Source organism: Citrobacter sp. CK199, from assembly GCF_030333285.1.
GTDB classification, from domain to species: Bacteria; Pseudomonadota; Gammaproteobacteria; order Enterobacterales; family Enterobacteriaceae; genus Citrobacter_B; species Citrobacter_B koseri.
The window spans coordinates 68,157-93,543 of the sequence record NZ_JAOWGF010000028.1; the positions used below are offsets into that span (position 1 = coordinate 68,157).

Genomic DNA, 25,387 nt, shown 5'->3' on the forward strand with positions numbered 1-25,387 from the left:
GATGAGCAAACTGATTTCTACGCTTGAGCAACTTCACCTGCTGCGCGCCCGCGCGGTAGAAGACTTAAGCACGAAGCTGGCATCGCAAAACCAGCTGTGCCAACGGTTTGAGAAAAATATCGATACGCTGACGTCACTTGCTGCGGGTCTGGTGTCTCAGAGCGCCAACAGTGCGGCCATGATGATTAACCAGTCGAAATATAAACATAACATTCAACGCATTATCGACTGGCAAAAACAGGAGCAGGCGCTGGCGCACCTGGAAGCGCAAAAAATTCAGGGCAACCTGCTGGCGGAGGCGAAGCGGGAAAAAAGCATTGAGCTGGTTCTCGACGCTAAACGCGCTGACCGGCAGGCTGAAATCAACCGTCGGGAACAGAAAATGACCGATTCGCTCTCTGCCCAGTGCTGGCTGCGTCAACAACGTCTGATTCGTCAACGATAGCGCTATGAAAAGAAACAAACCGGGTTTCCCGCAAACGTCTTCGCGTTCTCTGATGGGGACGCTGATTCACCGTCAGCAGACGGCACGCGTTCACAGCACGCCGTTCGTTAGCGTCGTCTGCCCGACGTATAACCGACGCGAGTTCCTGCCGTATCTGCTGTATATCTGGCAGTACCAGGACTATCCGGCTGACAAACGCGAACTGATTATTCTGGATGATTCTCCGGTCAGCAATGCCGATCTGATTGAGATGATGACGGACCCGTCGCAGCCCAACGTGCGTTATGTCCACAGTGAAGCGCGCCTGGTACTGGGGCAAAAACGTAACATGCTCAATGCGATGGCGCAGGGAGAGTACATCCTGTGTTTTGACGATGACGATTATTACCCGCCGGATAAAATTTCCTGGCAGGTGGCGCAGATGCAGGCCAGCAACGCGCTGTTCTCCGGCAGCGATCAGATTTATATCTGGTACAGCCATCTGGACAAAATCTATATCACGCACCCTTTCGGGCCGAGACATGCGCTGAACGGCACTTTTGGGTATCACCGCAATTTGTTGAAAAAAAATCGTTATGACGACGATGCGACAAAAGCGGAAGAGACGGGATTCCTGAAAGGCTTTACCACGCCGGTTCACCAGATAGATCCGAAGCGCGCCATTCTTTGTATTTCGCACAGCAGCAATACCTATGACAAAGATTTCATCATGGGCAGCTCCACGCCGGTGGATCTGACGCTGGAAGACATTGTCAATGACGCGAACTTGCTGGCGCACTACCGTCGACTGAGTCATGCGCCGCTGAATGTTCAGGTGAACTGGCAGGCTTTTGAAAAGGTGGCGGTGCTCTACGACCCGGCAAAAGAGGCGGAGCTGGCCCGTCGCTGCGAGGCTTTACTGGATTTTGGCCTGCGTGGCGAACAGATCTGGCCGGTAGCGAAAAACGCGGAGGCGTCGGCGGAACGGGCGGAACTGGCAACGCACTGCCAGGTGCTTGAGCGGGCGCAGAAAGAAGGCTGGAAAAATGTGCTGCTGCTGGATGCCGACGTGCAGTTCGTCAAAAAAGAGAACGCCGTTAACGACATCAACAAGCTGCTGAATGGCCTGAACCAGCTTAACTGGCAGGTGCTTCTGCTCGGCGGGCGCTATGAAAACTTTACGCTCACCCAGTCATTGAAGGGCGTAGCGCGGATCTATAACGCGGGCTGCGGCTGCGCGTATGCCGTTAACGCAGGTTATTACGATGCCCTGCTGGACGCCTATCGCCAGGCGATGGACTATCCGGCAAGCCTGGATCGCTGCTGGGCGGCATTAATGAATAAGGGGGATTTGTGGCTGGGATTCAGCCCGAGCTTTGCCTTCCTGCAACATCACCCGGACCCTAAAAGTGGCGAAATCATCGATTGTACGCACTGGTTTTTCCGTAAACACCGCTAACCGCAGGCCAGAATACGCCTGGAGAGAGCAAACATGGAACTGATAGAACATTACCAACCTGAATTTGTGTCACGCTTTGATGCGCGAGAAACCCCGTGCCAGTGCCCGGCTTGCCAGCATGCGCAGCAAAACTGGCCGCGTATTAGCGTGAAGCTGAAAAACCAGCAGCGTGAAAGTCTGGATATCACCTGTGAAGCGGCGGCCAGAGAGATGCTGCTTAACCCGGAGGCCTTTATCCTGCACACCTCGCAAGGGGAGGCGCAGGGCGAAGATGAGTTATCCGCCTGGAGCGAAACCCTGAACCAGCAATGTATTAACCTGGCGGTACATCCTGCGCTGTCGCTGGAAGGCAGCCTGTATGCGATCGGCGTTTTGCTGAGTAAGGCGCAGCAGTATCTGGACGGCGGCGAGCACGATCCGGCCCTGCTGTCCTCTATGGGAGAGCAACTGGCGATGCTGGCAGAACAAGGCGTGCTGACACAGCAGTTTGCGCTGTTGCCTCCGATTGCTGAAAACCGCATTGCCGCGCTGAAAGAGATGGGCCGGGTACGCCTGAATCTGAATCTGCCGCTGACTGAAAAAATGAGCGTGGCGCTGAAAATGAGCGAGCTGTCGGTGATGCAGCCAGCGCGGCTGGCGGATCGTCTTCAGCAACTGGAATCGCTCTGGTCAACCATTCCACTGTTTGATGAACAGCCGCATATCCTGCGTAATGCGCTGATTTATCAACTGTATAACGATGTATTCCCCGGCATTCAATGCACCAATTACGGTGAGGCGCTACTGGGGCTGGCCAACCAGTTCTTCCAGATCAAAATGCTGTGCGCAATCCGCCGCGAACAGGGAGCGCTGACGCAGGATGATGTCGTGCTGCTGATTAACGCGCTGAAGGGGTGGCAGCAGCAGAATCCGTTCTCCGCGAATGCGGCGCATACCTCTGACTACAGCCTGCTGTGCGGGTTGTCGCTGTTGTAATAAATCATATGGATACTGTTTATTTACATCTTAATGCTGCAATGGGAGATACCCTGTATCTCCTGGCAGCGTGCAGAGCCATCAAAAATAAAACCGGCGCGAGCATTGTTATGCTGAGCCAGCCGCACTTTAGCGCGCTGGCGCGGGCATGCCCGCATATCAGCGAGGTCTGGCCGGTGGATTCTCTTAATGCGGAGCAGCATCAATGCATTCAGCGGGCGCAGGCGCAAGGGCGACTTTTTGACTTTACGCATTGGGCCCATGCGCTCAGACCGCTACATATGATCGATGCTTTTCTCGCGCAGGCAGGGCTTGAGGCGTCCGCAGCGGATAAACACCTCGATTTGGTCATTCCAGAATCTGCCCACAGTGCCGTTGACGCGTTCTGGCAGCAACATAAATTAGAGAACGCGCCGGTGTTATTAATGCACCCTAATATTGGGCACCCAAACCGGACCTGGCCGCAAAATAACTGGCATGAGCTGGCGCAAATGTGGCTGCAAACGGGGTGGCAAGTTGTGTTCATTGGGAGCAATAACAACTCTGAGGCGGGAAAATCGATGGCGGAAGCGTATCCGGCCGGGGTTATCAATGCTATTGACCGCTTTTCAGCGCTGGAAACGGTTGCGCTTATGCCGCGAGCGAACATGCTGGTTTCCTGTGATTCAGGGCCGGTCATGCTTGCGGCGGCAACAGATCTCCCTGTGGTAGCCCTCTATTCAACCGTGGCTGCGGAACACCGGTTGCCGTTTCGTTATGGGGAAGCGGGCTGGCGTTGTATGGGAATTGATCTCGCCTGTAGCCATGGGCCATGTGCGCGTTTGCTGATGAACGATGTCATTTTCACCACCGTGCTTAAACGCCCTTTTGATGTGCCGACGACTCAGGAATTTGCAAACTGGTGCGTTCATAAAACCCCTTTCCGTTGTCTGCGACAATATGAACCGGCGATGCTGTATACCCAAATGGTCAGTTTTGTTTTATCGCTCCAGGAATAACGTTATTTCTTGTCGTGCCGGTTCCTGAAGGAATATCTGGTAAAAGCGATTGGCTATGCGGCATAGCCAATCGTATTGCTAAATAGCGTGGTATGAAGACTAAAAACCTTCGGCTAATATTCTTCTTTTGTTCTTTATCGCCAGTTCAATTCTGCCTGATAGCGCGATGAATTCGCTCTCATCAATAATATTGCTGTCGCGAGCAATTTGGTTAATCAAGGCATGCAGCAACACAAGCCCATTCTCTGTTGGCGTGTCTACATACAGTTCATGAAAAATGGATGCCAGATAGTGAATCATCTTCTGTGCGGAAAATAAAGGCAGCGTTTCGGGCAAATTACGGATTATCGCATCCTGATATAGCATACCCGTATATCGGTTTAAACATTGTACGGTTTGGGGATTGCTGATATTTCCGGCCCGGGGAAGCAGCAGTCGGAAGGTATCAAGGATAGCCAGCGCGCGTTTTGCTTTGCTGCTGGAAGTGGTGATTGAGCCGTTACGAATGGTATGGAAATACAGTCTGTCGGCAAGGCACCTTACTTTTGCGTCGGGCACGCTGAGCAGCAATTCGGTGGTGAAGTATTCATCCTCAAAAAACGGTGTCTTAAACCGCATATGAGCATACGTTTTTCGCCGCCAGGCATATCCCCAGACCACAACGGAGTAACCGTGTCCTGTTCGGGCGCGTTCGGTAATGCAGTGATTAAAGAACGTTTCGGCATGAAATGTTTTATTAATCAGATTACGCGGCCGTTGATAATACCCGGAAACCATATTGTTGCTGATATGGTGCAGGTGAAATTCCAGATGGGTGGAGAAAAACAGGGCATCCAGGTGATGCTTTTCCATTTCGCGCACAATGGTTTCGATACCATCCGAAGCGATATGATCGTCAGAGTCCAGGCAATAAATATATTCACCTGATGCGCTTGCTAACGCGGCGTTGCGGGCCTCGGCAAGTCCTCTGTTTTCCTGGTCAACAATACGCATACCCGGCAGACGGCTCTGATAACGCGCCAGAATATCCCGGGAGTTATCTGTCGAACCGTCATTAACCGCGATAATTTCCAGATGCCGCCAGGTCTGCGCAACGAGTGAATCAAGGCAGCGCTCAAGGTATGCGCTGACATTGTAGACCGGCAAAATAATCGATACGACAGGGTGATTCATTGGCTACTCTCCCTGTTGCTATGATTTCAGCTTTTGGATGATTATCTCAATTGCGGATTCAGCAAACGCCGTCCGCGTTTGATCGAATCGAGGCATACCTTTTAAATGGCTATGATTCAGCCTCTCTATTTTCTCAATGCTGAAGTTCCCTGGCAGGGTTTGTAATAACGATAATACGTTGACGGAAACAGGCGACCAGCTCCGATGCTTAAAGGGCGTAAAAGTATGTTTATGATCGTCGTTGAAGGTTGATGGCCAAACGCCTTGCTCGTATAAATCTTCGTCTGGAATGGTTAAAACCAGATGACCGCCGGGTTTTACGACCCTTAACCAATGAGGCAGCGCGACGTAGGGGTCCATAACATGCTCCAGGCAATGCCCTGAATAAACGAAATCAAATTCGTTATCCGGTACTCTGGCTAAATACTGCGCGTCACCTTGTTGAAGATCGAATACGGTTATTGATTGGATTAAAGGAAACAGGCTTTGATACAACGCAATACTGTCATCGCCGCCGCCAATATCCAGACCTTTTCCTGACAGCCAGCGAGTACTGAAACGCGCATCAAGCAATCGCCTGTTAATTGACATACAGGTTGTTCCTGGTATCCCCGTTCGAAATACGGGGGCGGCAGTCCGGTCTCCTGCCAGAATATGGGTGTTAACGCCGAATTCTCGCCAGCTTTTAGGCCAAAGTACAACGTAGCCCTGGTCATCGGGATAATGTTTGATGATATGCGTCCCGCTATAGGCCTCAAGCGCTTCCAGAAACGCGTTCTCAGCGTCTTCTGTGGGAGGAGGGAGCGCTTTGCAGCCGGTGGCCTCATGCATAACGCGAAGATAGATACGGCTATCATCAATAATAATCAGCGCATTATCCGCAAATTCTTTTAGCTGGCGTAACTCATTGAGCAGAGGAAGGCGCGTTTCCTCATTGTATTTATTGCTCTGGTAGTCCTCGAATTTAAAATCCGCGCCGGGGAAGTGTGCATCCAGAAAAACAACGGCGCGCTTGATGAAAAGAGTGCGTTTAATTTCTTCATGGGACAAAAATGTCAGGCTGTCTTCATTGTACAGATGCAGATTGTCTATTTTTGGCGCGGCATCAAATAACGGTTTATAGATTTCACAGGAATAAACTTCTTCAGCACCTGAGCGTAAGGCATATACACTTGATGCACCTTTACCAAAACCTGTTTCAATTACATGAGTAACACGATAGTGACGAATCAGGTGGGGAAGGTTGAAGCGTCGTAATTGCCCCATAATATTGGCCTCGATGAAAATTACGGATAGAACGCAAACGGAACAAAGCTACAAATCAATAAATTACAGCGCATTACCCCTGCTGATACAGCCAGTTTTCGGGTTCGCTGATATTCAACAGATTGGTCAGAATCTCCTGCTGCATATTCATCAGCATGGCGTTGTATTCATTGGTGGCCTGACATTGCGCGACCTGTTGCTGGAGACTTTGCCAGAGAGCGGAAACGGAAGGCTGGTGGGCGGCAGGCAGGCGGGCAATGAGCGTTTGCATGCCCTGCGCGTTGGCGTTAATGCCTAACCGTTCAAGCAGGCGATAACGTTGCTGACTGTGCTGCGACAAGTGCTGGTAGCACGCCATGATTTGCGCGTTCAGCACGTCAAGCTCTGCGGCGCGGCGCGCAATAATGTGGTCGCGTTGCTGTATGAGTAAATCATTCAGGACATGGTAATGCTTACGGTCTTCGGCCATGTCCTGTATCAGTGTTTTAACGCTCTGAGCGGCGTTAGCCATAATTACCTCTGGAAATACTTCTGCATCGCATCCGTCAGCGAATCGAGGTTAACCGCGATTTTACCGCTGCTGATCGCGTCTTTCATTTCAGCTACGCGCGCCATATCCACTTCCGGCAGCGCAGAGAGTTGTGTTTGCGCATCGCCCAGTACCGGATCGATCGCGGCGCTGCGCTCAATTTTCGTGCCTTCCTGAGCGACAGTGCGGGTCTGTTCTGCGGCGCTGCTCTTGTTGATTGCGGTTGCCAGATTGTATTGATTCGCTACTACTTTCATCGCTTCGCCTCTTTTTCATCTTTTCGTTATGGTTGCGGATGAATCCTGCCCTGCGGAAGGAGGACTTCCGATGCCCTCACCGTTAAAGAGCGGCCTGCTGCCGGTAAAACTTAAACCGCAAATGAATATTTTTAGTTTCCGCTGGCGTAGACCATTTTGACGACGCCAGCGTCCGCGACAATTGCGCTGACCACCCGCTCGCTGCTCTCATTTTTCACCTTAATCATTTCGCCTTTACGTCCCTTTTTCATGGCTTCCCCCATCGTACGGGCCTCTACGCCTCCCTGTTCGGCGATCATCAGAACGCGCTGACCGCGTTCAACCAGCACCGGAGATTCCAGTTGCGTCAGGGTGATCGGCTGTAGTTCACGAATGCGGCGCTTCACGGTCAGCCCAATGGCCTCATCCGGGTCGGTGAGGTAGTTGCCGCGCGTGCTGCTGATGTTGAGCTTTTTGATGGATACGTCGCTGGCGGATAACACCTGGCCGCGCTCCAGTGAATTTTTGGCGATCACCACCGGAAGATAGACATCCGGTTTGACGGTGACGGCGACATCCCAGCCTTGCGGCCCTTCACAGCGCACATCAAAACGCAGGCGGTTGAGATCGATGCGTTCGCCGCCGGGCAGCGACACGGTTAGCGCGTCAGGGCAGGGAGCGTACCGGGAGACGTCGGAAGGGATAAACAGGTTCATCTTCGCCTGATACTCGGGCCACTTGCGGCGCCCGGCCTCCTGGCGAAGGGCTTGCGCTGCGTGATGTTGAACGGCGGCAGTGACCTGCTTACGCGCGCTCTGCACTTTTTCCGGGGCGGCGAAGGATGGCAGCGCCGTAAAAAGCATCAGCAGGAAGGATAACGTTCCAGGGCGGAAACAACGCTTCACCCGCGAAGGGATAAAACCAATAAAGCCATTAAAAATCATGATGTTAAAACCTTGGCATGAATATTGCTATACAAGAAAGCAGATCATTGCAGGTTTAGCATCACGAGGGTGTGAGTTGTGAGTATTACTTTTGACAAAGCATTGGGCGTTCATCCACAGGCTGTAGCGCTTCGACTTTCCCGAGCAGAGTTGCTGTCAGCCAATCTGGCAAACGTCGATACCCCCAATTTCCAGGCTAAAGATATTGATTTTGCCGCTGAGATGCAACGTTCATCGTGGAGTTTTTCGAATCCGTCAGCGCCGCAAGAGATGTACCGCGTGCCTTATCAGCCCTCTTCCGATGGCAACACCGTTGCGCTGAACGTCGAGCAGGCTGAGTTTGCGAAGAATACCCAGGATTATCAGATGAGCCTGGCATTTTTAAACATGAAATTCACGGGCCTGAAAAAGGCCATTGAAGGTAAGTAATCCTACGCAGGTGATAACGGAATATGGCTTTTACCGATATTTATCGCGTTTCGGGGTCGGCGATGACGGCGCAAACCGTTCGTCTGAATACCATCGCCAGTAACCTCGCTAATGCGGAAACCGCCTCCGCCACCGAAGACGGCGTCTATAAAGCCCGTCGTCCGGTGTTTGCTGCGGTTTATAAGAATGATGAGTTAATGAATAGCAGGGCGTTAACCGGCGCGCGCGTCCAGGTGATGGATGTTGTCGAAACCGGCAATGCCATACAGCGTTATGAGCCGCATAACCCGATGGCGAATACGGATGGCTATGTCTACTACCCGGATGTCAACGTGGTAGAGGAGATGGCGGACATGATGTCGGCGTCGCGCGGTTTCGAAACCAATGTTGATGTTCTGAACAGTGTTAAAAGCATGCAGCAAAGTCTGCTGAGACTCGGAGAGGTATAAGGATGAATGTAGACGGCACGTCCACCAGAAGCCAGACAGGAACGTCGGATAGCAGCATTGCCAGTAACAACAATAACAGCAGCGCAGCCGGCATGAACACGCTGTTCATGCAGCTTCTGGTCGCGCAGATCCAGAATCAGGACCCGCTGAACCCTACCGATGGCACCGAGTATGTCAGCCAGCTGGCGCAGCTGACGCAGGTTCAGTCAATGGAAACCATGTCGCAACTGATGGCGAACAGTTCCGTATTGATGGACAACCTGCAAACGCTCACTACCGGCAATCTGGTCGGGCAGCATGTGATGGTGCAGACCGACGCTATCAACTCTGACGGCGAAACGACGATTAACGGACGTCTGACGCTGGATCACGCTTCCGGTGTGACGACGGTCATCGTCAAAGACGCGGCCGGCACCGAGCACAAAATTGAGCTGGGGAAACAGGACGCCGGGCAGGTGGACTTCACCATTGACCCGCAGGAGCTGGGCCTGAGCGAAGGGAAATACACCCTTAGCGTTGTAACCGATACGGGCGAAGAAGGCATTCCTGTTGAAGTGGGCGGCATCGTCAACAATGTGCGCATCCCGCTTGATGGCAGCGCCATCCAACTGAATATCACCGGAATCGGTGAAATTGCTTACAACAATATTACCCAGTTTGGCAGCGACTCGCAGAAACGTGCGTAAGTCGGGTTAAGCGTTGAGTTAACAGGAATTTATTATGAGTTTTAATATTGCGACCTCCGGTCTGAATGCAATTACCGAGCAGTTGAACGCCATTTCCAACAACATTGCGAACTCCGGCACCGTAGGATTCAAATCCGGCCGTGCGGAATTTTCCTCACTGTATGCGGAAAGCCAGCCGCTGGGCGTAGGGGTTTCTGGTGTGACCCAGAGTATTACCCGAGGCGGAAACATTTCTACCACCGGAAATGCGCTCGATCTGGCGATCAGCGATAGCGGATTTTTCATGGTGCGTGACAGCACGGGAACCACGGCATATACGCGTGCGGGCTACTTCGGCACCGACAGCAGCGGCAACCTGATCAACAACCTGGGGATGTATCTTCAGGGCTACCCGGTTAATGCTAACGGCGAGATAGAAGTGGGGACGATCGGTAATCTGACGATCAGCAGCGGCTCTATTCCGGCGAAAGCGACCGACAGCCTCGACTTCACCGCCAACCTGGACGCGCGCGCCGCCGAGCCGGAGACGGCGCCTTTCAACCCAAAAGACAGCACTTCCTATAACAATACCTACACCACGCAGGTTTTTGATTCCCTGGGACGCGAGCACACGCTGAACCAGTATTTTGTGAAAACCGGCGAGAACACCTGGCAGGTTCACTATTACATGGACGACGTGGAAATCCCGGACAGCAGCCAGGCGATAGAATTTACCGAGCAGGGCGTCCTGAAAAGCCCGGTTGGTCTGACGAACCTGACCACATCGATCTCCGGCGCGGCGGATCTCTCTATCGATCTGAGCTACAACGGCACCAGCCAGTACGGTTCTGACTTCTCCGTCAGCAAAAACAACAGCAGCGGCTACGCGTCTGGCGAACGTACCGGTCAGGCGATTGATGAAGACGGCAGCGTTTACGCGACCTTCTCCAACGGCGAACGGATGTTGCAGGGGCAACTGGTGCTGGCGAACTTTGCGAACCCGAATGGTCTGGCGTCAAAAGATGGCACGACGTGGGTACAAACCGCCAGTTCCGGCGCGCCGCTGACCGGAACGCCGGGCACCGGTTTGCTGGGTTCTGTGAAATCCGGCGCGCTGGAATCCTCAAACGTGGATTTGACCTCTGAGCTGGTTGGTCTGATGACCGCGCAGCGTAATTACCAGGCTAACACGAAGGTTATCAGCACCAACGACAACATGATGAACGCTCTCTTCCAGGCGGTGTAATGGATCGTTTGATTTTTACCGCCATGAGCGGCGCATCGCGCAGTTTGTCGCAGCAGCAGATCCATGCAAACAACCTGGCAAATGTGAATACCCAGGGGTTTCGTAGCGATCTTGATAATGCGATTTCTCAGCAGGTTAACGGCGAGGGATATGCCTCGCGTTATATGGCGCTGCCTACTCAGGGCGGCGTGGATATGACGCCTGGCGCGGTACGTGAAACGGGGCGCAATCTGGATATCGCCATTAAAGGCGATGGGCTGATTGCGCTGGCCAGCGGCAACCGTGAGGTTTACACCCGCAACGGGCAGATCGACGTCAGCCCGGAGGGCGATCTGTCGATCAACGGCCTGCCGGTTGAAGGTGACAACGGCCCGATCGTTTTACCGCCGTTCTCGTCCGTCAGCATCGGTGAGGACGGTGTGATCACTATCGTGCCTGACGACGGCGATATTGCCGCGCCGGTTGATGTTGACCGCATCAAGCTGGTGAACATTCCGGTAAGCGATCTGAGCAAAAATGTGGATGGCTTTCTGGTGAGCAACACGGCGATTAACCCACGCGATGAAGAGGTGATGGTGGCGTCCGGGCATCTGGAAACCGCTAACGTCTCGGCCATTAATGAGATGGTCGCCAGCATTGCGCTGAATCGTCAGTTTGAAGCGCAAATCAAGATGATGAAAGCCGCTGAAGATCTCGCTAATTCAGGCAACCGTCTGATTCGTGGCACCTGATAACAATAAGAAGGAATAAAGATGAATCCCGCTTTATGGATCAGTAAAACCGGCCTGGCGGCGCAGGACGCCAAAATGACCGCGATTTCCAACAACCTGGCGAACGTCAACACCACCGGGTTTAAACGGGATCGCGCGATGTTCGCCGATCTGTTTTATCAGAATCAGCGCACGCCAGGTGGGCAGCTCGATCAGAACAATATCGCGCCGACCGGCATTCAGTACGGCACCGGGGTGAAGATCGTCGGGACGCAGAAAGAGTTTACCGTCGGCAGCATCCAGAACACCGGGCAAACCTTCGACGTGGCGATCACCGGGCAAGGGTTCTTCCAGGTGGAAACTGCGGATGGCGATATCGCGTATACCCGCGCCGGTAATTTCCAGAAAACGCCAGATGGCGTGCTGACGAATGCGCAGGGGCTGCCGCTGGTGCCGCAGATTGAATTGCCGGAGAACGTCAAAGATTTGCAGATTGGTAAAGACGGCACCATTACCGCGACGGTGGCAGGCGAAACCGATCCGGTGGAGCTGGGGCAGTTGACGCTGGTGAACTTCGTCAATCCGGCCGGTCTGGAGGCGATAGGCGGCAACTTATACCGTGAAACGGCGGCCAGCGGCGAAGCGGTTGAAGGCGTACCCGGCGAGGACGCGCTCGGACAACTGGAGCAGGGCTCTCTGGAAGGTTCTAACGTACAGGTCGTTGAAGAGATGGTCGACATGATCACCGTTCAGCGTGCCTACGAAATGAACGCCAAGATGGTCTCTGCCGCCGATGACATGTTGAAGTTTGTCACCCAGTCGATGTAACGACAGGGCTTTAAAGTGAAAGAGAAATGAAAAAGCAGTTAGTTATCAGTCTACTGGCGCTGTTTTTGTCGGGCTGCGAAAGCCCGGCGTTGCTGGTGAAAAAAGACGATGCGGCGTATGCGCCGCCGGAAGATATCGTGGTGCCTGAAACGCAGGTGCGCGGCGGTGGGTTATATAACGGCAACTACAACTGGTCGTTGACCCAGGATCGCCGGGCTTATCGCGTAGGCGACATCCTGACCGTTAAGCTGGATGAGTCTACTCAGGCCAGCAAGCAGGCGCGCACTAACTTTGGTAAGAAAAACGATGTTTCCCTGGGGATACCGGAAGCATTCGGCCATTCAATCGATAAGCTTTCCGGCTCGATTGACGGCAACCGAAACTTTAACGGTAATGCCACCTCGCAGCAGCAGAACAGCCTGCGCGGCGCGATCACCGTTGCGGTTTATAAAGTGTTGCCAAACGGCGTGCTGGCGATTCGCGGGGAGAAATGGCTCACCCTCAACCAGGGGGATGAGTATATGCGGGTGACGGGCCTGGTGCGCGCGGAAGATATCGAACGCGACAACTCCGTCTCTTCACAGCGAATCGCCAATGCCCGTATCTCCTATGCCGGACGCGGCGCGCTCAGCGACGCGAATGCGGCAGGCTGGCTGACCCGCTTCTTCAACCACCCGCTGTTCCCAATTTAATGGAGGCCATGATGCGTAAACTGGCACTCTTTTTCCTGCTGATTTGCAGCATGAACGCGGCGGCGCAGCGTCTTGGCGATGTGGTCGATATTCAGGGCGTGCGCGGCAACCAACTGGTGGGCTACAGCCTGGTTGTGGGGCTTGACGGTACAGGGGATAAAAACCAGGTCAAGTTCACCAGCCAGTCCGTTACCAACATGCTGCGCCAGTTTGGCGTGCAGTTGCCTGCGAAGATTGATCCGAAGGTGAAGAACGTCGCGGCCGTGGCGATTAGCGCCACGCTGCCGCCGGGCTATGCGCGTGGGCAAAGTATTGATGTAACCGTCTCCTCGATTGGCGATGCGAAAAGCCTGCGTGGCGGTACGCTGCTGCTGACTCAACTGCGCGGTGCTGATGGCGAAGTGTATGCGCTGGCACAGGGGAATGTGGTGGTAGGCGGCGTGAAAGCCGAGGGCAACAGCGGCTCCAGCGTGACCATCAACACCGCGACCGTTGGCCGTGTGCCAAACGGCGGCTCGGTGGAGCGCGAAGTGCCGAGCGATTTCCAGCAGGAGCCGGTGGTGATGCTGAACCTGAAACGTCCCAGCTTTAAGACTGCCAACAGCGTCGCAGTCGCGCTGAACAACGCCTTTGGTTCCGGCACGGCGACCGCGCAAAGCGCGACTAACGTGGCGGTACGTGCGCCGATGGGCGCGGGCGATCGGGTGGCCTTTATGTCCTCTCTGGAAGATGTGCAGATTAACGCCGGTAAACAGCCGCCACGCGTGGTGTTCAACGCCCGAACGGGAACGGTGGTCATTGGCGATGGCGTAGTGGTGCGCGCTGCGGCGGTATCACACGGCAACCTGACCGTCACCATCCGCGAGTCGTCGAACGTCAGCCAGCCTGGCGCATTCAGCCAGGGAAGAACGGTTGTCACGCCGGAAAGCGACGTCAACGTTAACCGTGGCCGGGGTCAGATGGTGACTATTGCGGCGGGAACCAGCCTGCGCAGCATCGTGAATACCATTAACAGCCTTGGCGCGGCGCCGGACGACACGATGGCTATCTTACAGGCGCTGCATGAAGCCGGCGCGCTGGATGCTGAACTGGTCGTGATTTAAGGAAATATCATGCTGAATGCCATTAACCGACAAACCGCGATTCTGCCCGGCGATCTCTCCGGGCAGGTAAAGCCGCAGAATCTTGAACAGGCCGCCGAACAGTTTGAGGCGCTGATGCTGCGTTCCATGCTGTCGCAAATGCGCAAGGCGTCCGATGTGCTGGGGGAAGACAACCCTTTCAACAGCAAACAGCAGCGGATGATGCGTGATTTTTACGATGACCGACTGGCGTCTGACCTGGCGTCTCAGCGCAGCACCGGGATTACCCAGATGATCATCAACCAGCTTTCGCCGCAGGTGAATACGCCGCTTAAGAAAACGGATGAAATGACCGCTTTAGAAGAGCAACCGAAAGAACTTAAAACGCCTGTGGTTCCGGTAATGCGCGGGCAGGAGTAAGCCATGAGTATGATTAATATTGCCTTCAGCGGTTTGCAGGCAGCCCAGGTGGGCATGAATGTCACCTCGATGAACATCGCTAACCTGCTGACGCCGGGGTACAGCCGCCAGGGCATTATCCAAAGCTCCATCGGCCCAATGGGAGAAACGGGTTTTACCGCCGGGAACGGGGTACAGGTCGACAGTATTCGTCGCATCTCCAGTCAGTATCTGGTTAATCAGGTGTGGCAGACCAACTCGAAAGCCAGCTATTTCGAAACCGGAAATCAATATATCGGCGCGCTGGAACAGGTGATCGGCACCGACTCTACCAGTCTTGGTAACGGGCTGGATGATTTTGTCAGCGCCCTGAGCGCATTGACCCAGACGCCGGAATCCCCGGCGCTGCGTCAGCAGCTTATTAACCAGGCGGGCGCGCTGGCGACCCGTTTCAATAACGTTAACAACTTCATCTCCAGCCAGAAAGAGTCGATCAACACCCAGCGCAACGCGATGGTTGACCAGATCAACACCCTGAGTACCAGTATTGCGGACTACAACAAAAAAATTACCGACATGGAGTCAACCGGCGGTAACAGCAGCGTACTGCGCGATCAGCGTGATGAACTGGTAAAACAGTTAAGTACGCTGGCGGACGTGAAGGTGACGGACGATGGTTCCAGCGGGTACACCGTCTCAATGGCGAACGGTCAGCCGCTGGTGAGCGGTAAGGTCGCCGGGCAGCTCAGCGCGGGGCAGGACGCCAACGGCAACTCCACGCTGACGCTGAAATTTTCCACCAGCGAGTTCACGCTGAACCCGTCGGCGGGCGGTCAACTTGGCGCGCTGTATGATTATGAAACCGGCACCCTCCAACAGATGAAAGATTCGGTGCAAGGGATGGCGGAATCGGTGGCAAAACTGTTTAACGATCAGCTGGCGAAGGGCTATGACCTGAATGGCAATTCAGGCAAGCCGCTGTTTACTTTCGATCCGAGCAATCCTGCGGGCATGTTGCAGGTGACGGACCTGAAGCCTGAAGAACTGGCGCTGTCCGGCATCCAGGCCGACGACGGCACGGGCGTACCGGGCAACGGTGATAACCTGAAGGCGCTGATCGAACTGAAAAACCAGAAAACGGATATTCCGGGTCTGGGAAATATGAGTCTGAGCGAAGGGGCTGCGGCGATCATTTCCACTATCGGTATTGCCAGTAAGCAGAGCAAAACAGAAATGGAAGCGGCGTCGACGGTGCGCGACCAGGCGCAGAATCAGCGCGATAACCTGAGCGCGGTAAACCAGGATGAAGAGGCGATTAATCTACAGATCTACATGCAGGCTTACCAGTCGAACATGAAGGTGATCTCCACCGGAAATCAGATCTTCAGCGACCTGCTGGGGATGTTTTAAGCGCCATCAGAGAATTTAAATTATGCGTATTAGTAGTCTTTACAACTCAAATGCCATGCTGGCGCAATTAGGCGTTAACGGCACGCGTATCAGTAAGTTGATGGAGCAGATGTCGACGCAAAAGCGCATTAATGTGCCGTCTGACGATCCTGTTTCCGCAAGTCGTCTGGTGCAACTGAACCGTGAGCAGTCTGCGATTAAACAGTATCAGAGCAATATTTCCAGCCTGAGCGGCGCGCTGTCGATTCAGGAGTCGAACATCACCGCGCTCAGTAACCAGATGCTGGCGGTCGGCGATAAGCTGAAGCTGGCGAATAACAGTACGCTCAGCCAGAAAGATATGGCGGGTTACGGCATGGAGCTTTCTTCAATGCTGGATTCGCTGGTCGCCACCCTGAACGCTAAAAATGAAAACGGCAGCTATCTGTTTTCCGGCACGCAGACCGACAGCCAGACGGTAACGTGGGACGAGGCGAAAGGGCAGTATGTGTATGGCGGCAATGACAGCAGCCGCGAAACGATTGTCGCGAACGGCGTCTCTATTACGGAAAACACCCAGGTCGCTCAGGCATTCTCCGGTTCAGGAAACGACCTTGAGATGCTGAATAAATTGAAAGCGCTCAGCGACAAAATGCAGGACCCGAACGCGAATTACGCTGACTATAAAGACGAACTGGAGGAGATGATCGGTGTCGCGCAAAATACCAGCGATAACATCTCCAGCCTCTTCACCGATCTTGGCGGTCGTCAGAACCGCCTGACGCTGCTCAGCGATGCGCACAGCGATGTCAGCCTTGCGAACGATCAGGTTGTACGGGACCTGTCCGAAACGGACTGGGCGACCACCAGTATCAACCTGCAACTGTATACGCAGTCGGTGCAGATCACTAATAAGGCTTACAGTATGGTGAGTCAGCTTAACTTGTTTAGTCTGTTGTAATTGTTATGCAGGTAGGTTTAAAAACAACGTCCCTTACGACTTCCGCGCCCGCAACCGGGCGCGGAAGCATTGATGCGCCGCAAACGGTCGGCCGCGTCAACGCGCCAGAAATCACCGCGACCCGCAATGCGTTCCCCGAATCGGCGCTGTTGTCCCGCCGTCCGATGCGCTACAACGTACAGCTAAATCAACAACTCACGGCAGTGCAGCAGGCTGACAGCTATCTGGCGCAGACGGAAACGCAATTGTTGCAGGTGCGTCAGTCGTCGCTTCGCGGCGATGCGACGCAGCCGGCGAATACGCTGCAAAAACATTTGATGCGTCGGACGCAGCTTTCCGGCGGCACTGTCGATCGCCATCTGACCGCGTCGCTGGAGCAAAAAAGCACGGTTAACTTTACGCTTCCCGGCAGTGAGAAACTTCTCAGCCAGCCGGGGGGAGAAACGCTGGTATTTTCACTGGGCGGGCGGCAGCGTGAGATGACCGCCATTTCGTTGCCGGAAGAGGCGACGCCGCGTCAGACGTTGACCCAGTTGAATGTGGGGCTGGGCCGTCTGGGGATTCATGCGCGTCAGACGGCAAACGGGCAACTGATGTTCAGCGTGGATGAAAGCCGTTGGGAGCGGGTCAGCCAACAGCTCACCGTGCGCGGAGAGGGCAGACATTTCCCCGCCGATGCGTTTACGTTGCTCACGCCACAGGCGGAAACGGCAAGCAGCGATGAGGTTGTTTCGCTGGCGACGCGTCGGGAAAGGGAAAGCCAGGTAAAGCTGCAAAATACGCTGGAGCACATTACCACCCAGCGCAGCAGGCTTCGCCAACAGCAGGAGCGCGTGGCGTCGCGCATCAATGATATGGCGACGGTATACAGCCCGGCGCAGGCCCGGGAAACCGCGCGCGGCCTGGGGGAAGCGCTGGCGAGCAGCGCCAGCAGCTACAGCACCCTCTCCAGGGCGCTGGGCGCGCAGGCCAACGTCAGGCTGGCGACGGTAAAAAATTTGCTGGGGTGATTATCGTAACCGGAAGCGGGCCTCCGCCTCCGGTTTTGACTTACTGCTGGATAGGGTAGAGAAAAATCGACCCGCTTTGCCCTACCACTAGCGGTTGCCCGTTAAATGCCAGCGGCTCCATCCAGAAATTGGTGTTCATCAACATATCGACCAGACCATCTATCATCAGCCCCTTGTGCGTGGTGGTGTAGTAGATGGGCGTCAGGTAAAAATAGAGTTTGCCGTTTTTCCCTGACGTCGGCGTAAATTTTTCCTTTAGTACGAAACGATTGTCATCAGGGCTGGTAATGGTCGCCAGAATGGTGCCTTTCGTTGTTTTCATCCGCGAATTATAAATTTCTTTCGTCTGCGACATCAGGTCATAGAAACCAAGCTGGAAAGTCCCTTCCACATCCGTATTGGGTCGCTCTGCGCCGCCTGTGAGGGTGCTGGTGCCGAATGCGATGGCGAGAAGCACGGAAATACTCAACAAAATCACAAGATTAACTTTCTTTGCATGTTGCCATTTCATTCAGTTTTCTCCGGGTTTCACGCATAATCAGGTTGTTCAGCCGTGTCGGATCGATACGCCAGTGATAAATCGTCATCGCTAACTGCTTTTTGTCGCACTGGCTGGTAAGGGCGAACGTGTAGTTCAGCGATGAATTGGTGATGCTAAAGTAGACGCTCATCCTGACTGACTGCATTTTGATCTGCTGATTAATGGTATAAAAAGTGTCTTTCAGCTTGGTGTACAAGTTATTGGCGTCATAAGACGGCTCGCTGCTCGTCCCAATGGAATACAGGTTGATGTTGCTGTAAACGTTAGGCTGTATCTCCTGGGCGACCAGATGTTCATGACCTTTCAGTTTCATGTACCAGCCGGTAAAGAGTATGCTGCCGATCGCCGTCAGCGCGAGCAGTAAAAACACGGTGGTCCAGTGGATGGATTTTTTCACTGGCCTGGTCGTTGCAGGCGGCGTTACGCGGACGATATCGTTCACTTGTTCCGCGACAGGAAGTGACGTCTCGTCGACAACCTCATATTCCCCGGCTAAATCGGAGGGGGCGTTTTCTTCCAGCGGAAGATGATTTTCTTCGGGGTCGCGAACCTCGCTCTCTTCTTTTTCGATAAAGCAGCAATAATCAGGCTCAAGCAAATACCCTTTTTTAGGGATGGTTTTGATGATTTTTTGCTTTTTGCCGTCGTCTTCCAGTGCCGTACGCAGCGCGTGGATGGCATTGGGCAGACTGTTATTACCGATGACGCGGCGTTCCCAGACCAGCGTGGTGAGTTCTTCACGCGTAAAGATCTTTCCCGCATCTTGCATGAGCGTTTCAAGGAGCTTGAGTTGATATTCTCCCAGACGTTTACGTTCCCCTGTTGTTAAATGGAGAATAGATCCCGAGGGGATATCAACCAGCCAGTTATTAACGGAGTAATAGCGTTTATTCATTTATTCATCGATGGATATACCACCCCAGTAAATGCAACGGCTAAATATCGCAAGAAAATATAGCCTGAACACGGATGTTGACTATCTGTTAATTCCATTTGAAATTCTTAATGAATGCCGCTTGCCTGCGGGAGGTGAGGAAACGAAAAGCGCTTTTGCCGATGGCTGAGTTTGTTTTTCAGCCTGAACAGCACTCAGAAACAAGACACCAGCGGCCTGCTGTTGTTCTGATTATCGCGGAATCATCTTTTCCTGGCGCTCTTTTTACGCGATAAAAATGTGATGTGCAACCTCATTTGCAGTGAAAGATTCGCCTTATTATTAATTCTTCTGATTAAAAGTTAATCGAAATAGTTAAAAGATCCTTATGTAAAATCAGGCCATGCGAATGTGAAAAATTTGTGTTCATCAATCTCCTTTCATGGGGTGTGGGTATATTTTTTGGCAGATTAAAACAATAAACAAGAAAAAATAAAGGAGCGGAGTTAATTTTTTTATCGTTTGTGTCGCCTGATTGCATAATTATGGGGTTGGTTTTATTGCCGGGCTAAAGGTGGTTTATTGAGGATGGTATAATAAGAATAATTAATTGGATATTTTTCGTCTTGAAAAAAGAGGGTGACAAATCTTTAAATAAATTTTCATTAAATGAATTTAATTTTTCGTTGTGGTGGGTCGTTTTTATCAGTCAGCAACGACAAGAACCTGATAAAACAGACAGGTAATCCAAGGAGAAATATATTATGTCGCTTTCGATTTTCACCAGTGCTTCTTCTATGGCATCCACCAATGCCCTGAATAAATCCAACAATCTGCTGTCTACCGCAATGGAGCGTCTGGGCACCGGCAAACGCATCAACTCCGCAGCGGACGATGCGGCGGGCTTGCAGATTGCCACTCGCCTTCAGGGTCAGACCAACGGCATGGCCGTTGCGCAGCGTAACATCTCTGATGCCACCGCATTGCTGCAAACCGCAGAAGGCGCGTTCGACGAAGTGAGCAACATCATGTACCGCATGAAAGATCTCGCCACCCAGGCAGCGAACGACACCAACACCACCAAAGACCGTGATGCCATCAACGCTGAAATGAACGACCTGAATGCCGAACTGAAAAACATCATGGGCAACACGTCTTATGCGGGCGATAAATTATTCGGTACCGGCGGTAAATTTGCCGATTCCCTGAACTTCCAGATTGGTTCTTCCTCTGGAGAAACCATGACCGTGAGCCTGGGTGACGAACTGGGTGGTACAGCGAGTGGCCTGTTTAGCGCTTCTGGTTTCTCGGGTATCGGTGACTGGAACAATACCGCTTCCGGTATCAACATCGGGAGCGCCTCCGACGCTACGGCGATGATGAACTCTCTGGAAACGGCGCTGAATGACGTCGGCGCCGTGCGCTCCAAAATGGGTGCGAGCATTAACCGCCTGGGCCACACCGCGGCCAACCTGGCAAACATGAAAGACAACACCGATCTGGCGCTGAGCAATATTCAGGATGCGGACTTCGCCAGCGAAGCCTCCTCCATGACGCGTAACCAGATGCTGGCGCAGACCAGCATGTCCATGCTGAAACAGTCCAACAGCATGTCCAGCATGGTGATGTCTCTGCTGGGTTAACAGTAAGCCGCCGCTTGCCTGGAAAGGCAGGCGATGTGTTCTTATGACGCTGCATCCTGCACGGGGTGCGGCTTTTTTTGTGTCTGCTGTTGCAGTGCAGCTCCTTTTTGCCGTCTTTCTTCGCCATTTTTTCCCCGGGTTGCCTGAAAAATGGTCATTCGAACGTCGTCGGATTTAATTTTCGAAATGGATGTGTCGTTTTGAGTCAGTACAACGAATGAATGACCTGAATGAATAAGGAATATCTATGTCGCTTTCTATTTTCACCAGCGCTTCTTCCATGGCATCCACCAATGCCCTGAATAAATCCAACAATCTGCTGTCCACCGCAATGGAACGTCTGGGTACTGGCAAGCGTATTAACTCCGCAGCGGACGATGCGGCGGGTCTACAGATTGCCACCCGTTTGCAGGGCCAGACCAACGGCATGGCCGTTGCACAGCGCAACATCTCTGATGCCACTGCGCTGCTACAGACCTCCGAAGGTGCGTTCGACGAAGTGAGCAACATCATGTACCGCATGAAAGATCTCGCCACCCAGGCAGCGAACGACACCAACACCACCAAAGACCGCGATGCCATCAACGCCGAGCTGAACGACCTGAACTCTGAGTTGCAGAACATCATGAACAACACCTCCTATGCAGGTGACAAACTGTTCGGCGCTTCCGGTAAGTTTGGCGAAGCGATGAACTTCCAGATTGGCTCTTCCACCGATGAAACCATGCAGGTTGATCTGTCTAAAGAGCTGAAAGGTTCTGGCACCGACTCGCTGATTGATGCCAGCGGCGGTTTTGGCACGATTAGCGATACAAGCAGCAGCTACTACTCGGCCAGCGGCATCAACATTACTGACGCTGCCGGCGCGAAAGATCTGATGAACAACCTGGAAACTACGCTGAATGACGTCGGCGCCGTGCGTTCCAAAATGGGTGCGAGCATTAACCGCCTGGGCCACACCGCGGCTAACCTGGCGAACATGAAAGACAACACCGATCTGGCGCTGAGCAACATTCAGGATGCGGACTTCGCCAGCGAAGCCTCCTCTATGACCCGTAACCAGATGCTGGCGCAAACCAGCATGTCCATGCTGAAACAGTCCAACAGCATGTCCAGCATGGTGATGTCTCTGCTGGGTTAATCCTTCGCGGATATCTGCCCCTAAAACACCGCTGTATGGCGGTGTTTTTGTATCCGGCAATGCGCTTCCTTCTGCCGGAAATTGCGGAAGGGGACATTCCTCCTCTTACGTAACTCATTGATAAATACTTATTAAAAAATTGGCACGATAGTTGCTTTATCTACTGTATGTTGAAAGCGGCGCGCGTGCCCGGAGAAACCCACTATGTCTGATTTTGATCCAACGACACTGGCCACACAGTTGGCAGGCTATGACATTCTTGCGCTGCAAACCTCGCTGAAATCACAGACTTCCACGCTGGAAGCGCAGAAAAAAGCGCTTTCCTCGCTGCGTACCGCCCTGTCGGATTTCCGTTCGGCAATCACCGGGCTGAATTCCTCCAGCACCAGCGTGCTGAAAAATACCGCGACCATGAACCAGGAAGGGATCGCGACCATCACCGCCAGCGCGTCTGCCCGTAAAGGGACATACAGCCTGAACGTCACCCAACTGGCTTCTGCGCAGCAGAAAGGGTTTGACGGGCTTGATGATGAGGCGATTAAAAACGCCAGCGGTACGCTGAAGATCAATCTCAACGGCGAGAGCCTTGAAATTGAGATGGATGATTTAGACAGCCTCGCTGATTTTGCCGACGCCATCAATAATGCGGATTTCCCGAGCGCGTCTGACACCGCGACCTCTGACGACGGTCAGAACGGCGTTACCGCTTCGCTGATGCGTATTGATGGCAAGGTGACGCTGATGATGAGCAGCGATCAGAGCGGCGAGAAATACGATATTCAGCTGGATACCAGCGGCATGACCAACGGTCAGGATATCTTTAATGGCGAGAATGTGATTACCGCCGGTAAAGATGCCAAATTCACCGTTGGCGATTCCAGCACCGTTTACTCCAGCAGCTCCAATACCCTGGATAACCTGGTAGACGGCGTTTCGATCAAACTGACCGGCACCACCGAAGCCAACAAGCCGCTGGTTATTTCAGTCGACACGGATGCCACGGGGACAAAGGAGCAAATTCAGGCCTTTATCGATGCCTATAACACGTTGCAGGACACCATCTCCGGGCTGACGGCGACCGGCAGCAGCTCTGATTCGCGCGGCGCGTTTGCCGGTGATGCCAGTATCTCCTCGTTAACCAACGATCTGAGCAACATGCTGCGCGGCACCTTCGGCGACCAAAACATGACGAAGTTCGGCATTACTGCCGACAAAGACGGCAAGCTGTCGATCGACGCCGACACGCTCAATGAGCAACTGAAATCAAATCCGCAATCGGTCGCTGATTTCTTCAACGGGAATAACGGGCTGATTAAAGCGATGGATAAATCGCTGGATAAATACCTGAACACCAGCACCGGTTTATTAAAAGGTCGCCAGGAAACGCTCGACAGACAGCAGCGCGACATCGACACCAAAACCGAAAAAATGAACACGCGTTATGAGTCCTCCTATAACCGCTACCTGAAGCAGTTCACGCAGTTACAGTCGATCATGACGCAGATGAATAACACCATGAGTATGTTTAGCTAATTCTTAGGGAATTTAACTTTCAATGTACGGTAACGAGCAGGAAGGCTTCGGCCTCTATCACCAATCTGACCTGGCGATTCAGGCCGCAGCAGCGAATCCGCATCAGTTAGTGCTGATGTTGTTCAATGGCCTGATGGACGAACTGGTACGCGCGAAAAGCCATATTGCGGCGCGTCGCTACGAACGTAAGGCGCAAAGCATTAATAAATGCATCGACATCCTGAACGCGCTGACCAGCGCGCTGGATTTTGAAAAAGGCGGCGAGCTGGCATTAAGTCTGGCGAATCTTTATGACTACTGCGTTTACCGCCTCTATGACGCCAGCCACAAGCTGTCTGTCGAAAATATTGAAGAGGTGGAAGTTATCCTCGGCAATATTCAGGACGGCTGGGAAAAAATGGGTCAGGGAACATGAGCTATGCGTTGACGATGCGAACGCTGATGCAGGCGTTACGCCAGGCCGCAGCCGACCATAACTGGTCTGCCGTACGGAATGTTGACCTGAAGATTGCTGAATTGCTTACCGCTGTCCGGGGCCAACCCCTGGACGCGGCAGACAGCAAAGCCCTGGACGAGCTGCGGGAGATTCACCGTCAGGTGCGCGATTACTGTCAGGGGCAGAGCGACATTATCGCGAACAAAATGGCGCTCGCCATGCGCAATCGTGAAGGTGCGACGGCGTATGCCGCGTTTATGGACGCAGAGGATATGGGGTAATGGATATTCTCAATCTTTCTCAAAATGCGGGGCACGCTTCCGGTTTGCCGATGCAGGCGGAGACGATCGCCGGGCAGAGCGGCGCTCAGTCATCTGCCGGGCAGACGCAGCCAGGATTCAACGATGCGTTGATGAATGTTGTCAGCACGCTGATGGGCGGGCAGGGCAAAAATGCCCTGGGGATTACCGTCAGCGCGCAGCCGGTGAGCGTGCAGGATGAGGATGATACGGGCGATCGGCATCAGAAGGATGCCTCTCCGTTGAAAGACGATGCGCAGCAGCAGCTGTTGCAGGCGCTGTTGATGACCGGGCAGATGCCGGTTAAACCCGTCAGCTACGCGGGTCGTTCGCAAAACGAGATGAATGCGCTGACGTTGCAGACGCAGCCGTTACTGGCGGGACAGTTGCAGGATAAGGGGGCGTTATCGCCAACGCTGCGCCCGATGCTGGCGGCAGGGGTTAACGTAACGCCTGCGACCGAGTCGCCGCAGACGCCAACCGCAGGGTTGCAGCACATTACGCCGCAGCTTATGACCGCAGTCGCTGTGGCGACGCCGACAGTGAATGCGCAGCCGGTCTCCGTTGTCTCCACGACGCCAACGGCGGCGGTGACGCCTGATGCAATGTCTGCGCATACCTCGACATTAAAACTTGATACGGAAACCTCCCGCTGGACGCAGCAATTGCAAAGCGCGTTGGGCGATCGTCTGCAACTTCAGGTGAAGAACCAGATCCAGCACGCCACTATCCGTCTCGATCCGCCTGAAATGGGCAAGATCGACATCTCGTTGCAGCTTGATAACGGGCGCGTACAGGTACAAATCAACGCCAGCCATGCTGAGGTCTATCGTGCGCTTCAGCAAACGAGCAACGATCTGCGCCAGAGCCTGACCGAACAGAACTTTGTTCAGGTAAACGTGCAGGTCTCCTCTCAGTCAGGGCAGCAGCAGGGCAAAGAACAGCAGTTCGCACAACAACACGCCATCATTCAGGCGGGAGATGAGATCGCGGCAGGTCTGCCGGAATCAGAAAGCACCCGCCGTGAAGATGATTCGGTATTACTGACCGTTTAAC

29 protein-coding genes are annotated in these 25,387 nt (G+C 53.5%); 22 read left to right on the forward strand and 7 right to left on the reverse strand.

Features of this window, described 5'->3' with window-relative positions:
• The first annotated feature begins 1 nt into the window (after position 1).
• The 4 genes from fliJ (at position 2) to OGX75_RS15345 (ending at position 3,856) form a co-directional block, all read left to right on the forward strand.
• A complete protein-coding gene (gene fliJ / locus OGX75_RS15330; protein ID WP_049009295.1) occupies positions 2-445 on the forward strand; it encodes a flagellar export protein FliJ in 444 nt (147 codons plus the stop codon).
• A gap of 4 nt (positions 446-449) precedes the next feature.
• Positions 450-1,883 carry a glycosyltransferase family 2 protein gene (locus tag OGX75_RS15335; RefSeq protein ID WP_053090068.1) on the forward strand — a complete coding sequence of 478 codons (1,434 nt, stop codon included), beginning with the start codon at positions 450-452 and terminating at the stop codon, positions 1,881-1,883.
• 33 nt (positions 1,884-1,916) lie between these two features.
• Positions 1,917-2,858, forward strand: a complete 942-nt coding sequence (locus OGX75_RS15340) for a hypothetical protein (RefSeq protein WP_071259990.1) — start codon at positions 1,917-1,919, stop codon at positions 2,856-2,858.
• 110 nt (positions 2,859-2,968) lie between these two features.
• Positions 2,969-3,856 (forward strand): glycosyltransferase family 9 protein, encoded by an 888-nt coding sequence (locus tag OGX75_RS15345; protein WP_286450913.1) that lies wholly within the window; start codon positions 2,969-2,971, stop codon positions 3,854-3,856.
• 99 nt (positions 3,857-3,955) lie between these two features.
• Here the strand turns inward: OGX75_RS15345 and OGX75_RS15350 are convergent, their stop codons facing one another.
• The 5 genes from OGX75_RS15350 to flgA form a co-directional block, all read right to left on the reverse strand.
• Positions 3,956-5,029: a glycosyltransferase family 2 protein gene (locus OGX75_RS15350; RefSeq protein WP_047458632.1), complete on the reverse strand. Its 1,074-nt coding sequence runs from the start codon at positions 5,027-5,029 to the stop codon at positions 3,956-3,958.
• A gap of 18 nt (positions 5,030-5,047) precedes the next feature.
• Positions 5,048-6,295: a class I SAM-dependent methyltransferase gene (locus tag OGX75_RS15355; protein WP_012133707.1), complete on the reverse strand. Its 1,248-nt coding sequence runs from the start codon at positions 6,293-6,295 to the stop codon at positions 5,048-5,050.
• Positions 6,296-6,368: 73 nt separating this feature from the next.
• Positions 6,369-6,806, reverse strand: a complete 438-nt coding sequence (locus OGX75_RS15360) for a flagella synthesis protein FlgN (RefSeq protein ID WP_219935915.1) — start codon at positions 6,804-6,806, stop codon at positions 6,369-6,371.
• Between the two features lie 2 nt (positions 6,807-6,808).
• Complete coding sequence (gene flgM / locus OGX75_RS15365; RefSeq protein WP_012133704.1) at positions 6,809-7,081, reverse strand: flagellar biosynthesis anti-sigma factor FlgM; 273 nt, start codon at positions 7,079-7,081, stop codon at positions 6,809-6,811.
• A gap of 131 nt (positions 7,082-7,212) precedes the next feature.
• Complete coding sequence (gene flgA / locus OGX75_RS15370; RefSeq protein WP_081353224.1) at positions 7,213-8,004, reverse strand: flagellar basal body P-ring formation chaperone FlgA; 792 nt, start codon at positions 8,002-8,004, stop codon at positions 7,213-7,215.
• A gap of 78 nt (positions 8,005-8,082) precedes the next feature.
• Here flgA and flgB point away from each other — a divergent pair, with 78 nt between their 5' ends.
• From flgB to OGX75_RS15430, 12 genes are read left to right on the forward strand one after another with little or no spacing between them, the layout of a single operon-like run.
• Entirely contained in the window at positions 8,083-8,433 is a 351-nt protein-coding gene (gene flgB, locus OGX75_RS15375; protein WP_012133701.1) for a flagellar basal body rod protein FlgB, read from the forward strand.
• Positions 8,434-8,456: 23 nt separating this feature from the next.
• Positions 8,457-8,882: a flagellar basal body rod protein FlgC gene (gene flgC / locus OGX75_RS15380; RefSeq protein WP_110494618.1), complete on the forward strand. Its 426-nt coding sequence runs from the start codon at positions 8,457-8,459 to the stop codon at positions 8,880-8,882.
• A 2-nt stretch (positions 8,883-8,884) separates the two neighbouring features.
• On the forward strand, positions 8,885-9,568 hold the full coding sequence (flgD, locus tag OGX75_RS15385; protein ID WP_012133699.1) for a flagellar hook assembly protein FlgD: 684 nt from the start codon (positions 8,885-8,887) through the stop codon (positions 9,566-9,568).
• A gap of 34 nt (positions 9,569-9,602) precedes the next feature.
• Complete coding sequence (flgE, locus tag OGX75_RS15390; RefSeq protein WP_012133698.1) at positions 9,603-10,793, forward strand: flagellar hook protein FlgE; 1,191 nt, start codon at positions 9,603-9,605, stop codon at positions 10,791-10,793.
• Positions 10,793-11,524, forward strand: coding sequence for a flagellar basal body rod protein FlgF (locus OGX75_RS15395; RefSeq protein ID WP_012133697.1), 732 nt, complete (start codon positions 10,793-10,795; stop codon positions 11,522-11,524). The genes flgE and OGX75_RS15395 overlap by 1 nt, the downstream gene beginning before the upstream one ends.
• A 21-nt stretch (positions 11,525-11,545) precedes the next feature.
• Positions 11,546-12,331, forward strand: coding sequence for a flagellar basal-body rod protein FlgG (gene flgG, locus OGX75_RS15400; RefSeq protein WP_012133696.1), 786 nt, complete (start codon positions 11,546-11,548; stop codon positions 12,329-12,331).
• Positions 12,332-12,357: 26 nt separating this feature from the next.
• The gene (flgH, locus tag OGX75_RS15405; RefSeq protein ID WP_012133695.1) at positions 12,358-13,023 is read left to right on the forward strand and encodes a flagellar basal body L-ring protein FlgH; all 666 of its coding nucleotides are present in this window, start codon (positions 12,358-12,360) and stop codon (positions 13,021-13,023) included.
• Positions 13,023-14,126 carry a flagellar basal body P-ring protein FlgI gene (locus tag OGX75_RS15410; RefSeq protein ID WP_012133694.1) on the forward strand — a complete coding sequence of 368 codons (1,104 nt, stop codon included), beginning with the start codon at positions 13,023-13,025 and terminating at the stop codon, positions 14,124-14,126. Before flgH ends, OGX75_RS15410 begins: the two co-directional genes overlap by 1 nt.
• A gap of 9 nt (positions 14,127-14,135) precedes the next feature.
• Positions 14,136-14,525 carry a rod-binding protein gene (locus OGX75_RS15415; protein WP_012133693.1) on the forward strand — a complete coding sequence of 130 codons (390 nt, stop codon included), beginning with the start codon at positions 14,136-14,138 and terminating at the stop codon, positions 14,523-14,525.
• Between the two features lie 3 nt (positions 14,526-14,528).
• A complete protein-coding gene (gene flgK / locus OGX75_RS15420) occupies positions 14,529-15,914 on the forward strand; it encodes a flagellar hook-associated protein FlgK (RefSeq protein ID WP_115615038.1) in 1,386 nt (461 codons plus the stop codon).
• Between the two features lie 22 nt (positions 15,915-15,936).
• The gene (flgL, locus tag OGX75_RS15425) at positions 15,937-16,854 is read left to right on the forward strand and encodes a flagellar hook-associated protein FlgL (protein ID WP_071818870.1); all 918 of its coding nucleotides are present in this window, start codon (positions 15,937-15,939) and stop codon (positions 16,852-16,854) included.
• Positions 16,855-16,859: 5 nt separating this feature from the next.
• Positions 16,860-17,864, forward strand: a complete 1,005-nt coding sequence (locus tag OGX75_RS15430; protein WP_049011795.1) for a hypothetical protein — start codon at positions 16,860-16,862, stop codon at positions 17,862-17,864.
• A 40-nt stretch (positions 17,865-17,904) separates the two neighbouring features.
• On the opposite strand, the gene OGX75_RS15435 is transcribed toward OGX75_RS15430, so the two are convergent.
• Together OGX75_RS15435 and OGX75_RS15440 are read right to left on the reverse strand one after the other, a co-directional pair.
• Positions 17,905-18,375: a hypothetical protein gene (locus OGX75_RS15435; RefSeq protein WP_012133689.1), complete on the reverse strand. Its 471-nt coding sequence runs from the start codon at positions 18,373-18,375 to the stop codon at positions 17,905-17,907.
• Complete coding sequence (locus OGX75_RS15440; RefSeq protein WP_047458621.1) at positions 18,347-19,300, reverse strand: winged helix-turn-helix domain-containing protein; 954 nt, start codon at positions 19,298-19,300, stop codon at positions 18,347-18,349. The genes OGX75_RS15435 and OGX75_RS15440 overlap by 29 nt, the downstream gene beginning before the upstream one ends.
• 743 nt (positions 19,301-20,043) lie before the next feature.
• Here OGX75_RS15440 and OGX75_RS15445 point away from each other — a divergent pair.
• The 6 genes from OGX75_RS15445 (at position 20,044) to OGX75_RS15470 (ending at position 25,386) form a co-directional block, all read left to right on the forward strand.
• A complete protein-coding gene (locus OGX75_RS15445; protein ID WP_024130628.1) occupies positions 20,044-20,922 on the forward strand; it encodes a flagellin N-terminal helical domain-containing protein in 879 nt (292 codons plus the stop codon).
• Between the two features lie 247 nt (positions 20,923-21,169).
• Complete coding sequence (locus tag OGX75_RS15450; RefSeq protein WP_024130627.1) at positions 21,170-22,063, forward strand: flagellin N-terminal helical domain-containing protein; 894 nt, start codon at positions 21,170-21,172, stop codon at positions 22,061-22,063.
• A 204-nt stretch (positions 22,064-22,267) separates the two neighbouring features.
• Positions 22,268-23,596: a flagellar filament capping protein FliD gene (gene fliD / locus OGX75_RS15455; RefSeq protein WP_047458617.1), complete on the forward strand. Its 1,329-nt coding sequence runs from the start codon at positions 22,268-22,270 to the stop codon at positions 23,594-23,596.
• Positions 23,597-23,618: 22 nt separating this feature from the next.
• A complete protein-coding gene (gene fliS / locus OGX75_RS15460) occupies positions 23,619-24,011 on the forward strand; it encodes a flagellar export chaperone FliS (protein WP_012133681.1) in 393 nt (130 codons plus the stop codon).
• Positions 24,008-24,313 carry a hypothetical protein gene (locus OGX75_RS15465; protein WP_049011587.1) on the forward strand — a complete coding sequence of 102 codons (306 nt, stop codon included), beginning with the start codon at positions 24,008-24,010 and terminating at the stop codon, positions 24,311-24,313. Before fliS ends, OGX75_RS15465 begins: the two co-directional genes overlap by 4 nt.
• Entirely contained in the window at positions 24,313-25,386 is a 1,074-nt protein-coding gene (locus OGX75_RS15470; RefSeq protein WP_115615035.1) for a flagellar hook-length control protein FliK, read from the forward strand. The genes OGX75_RS15465 and OGX75_RS15470 overlap by 1 nt, the downstream gene beginning before the upstream one ends.
• The last annotated feature ends 1 nt before the right edge of the window (position 25,387 follow it).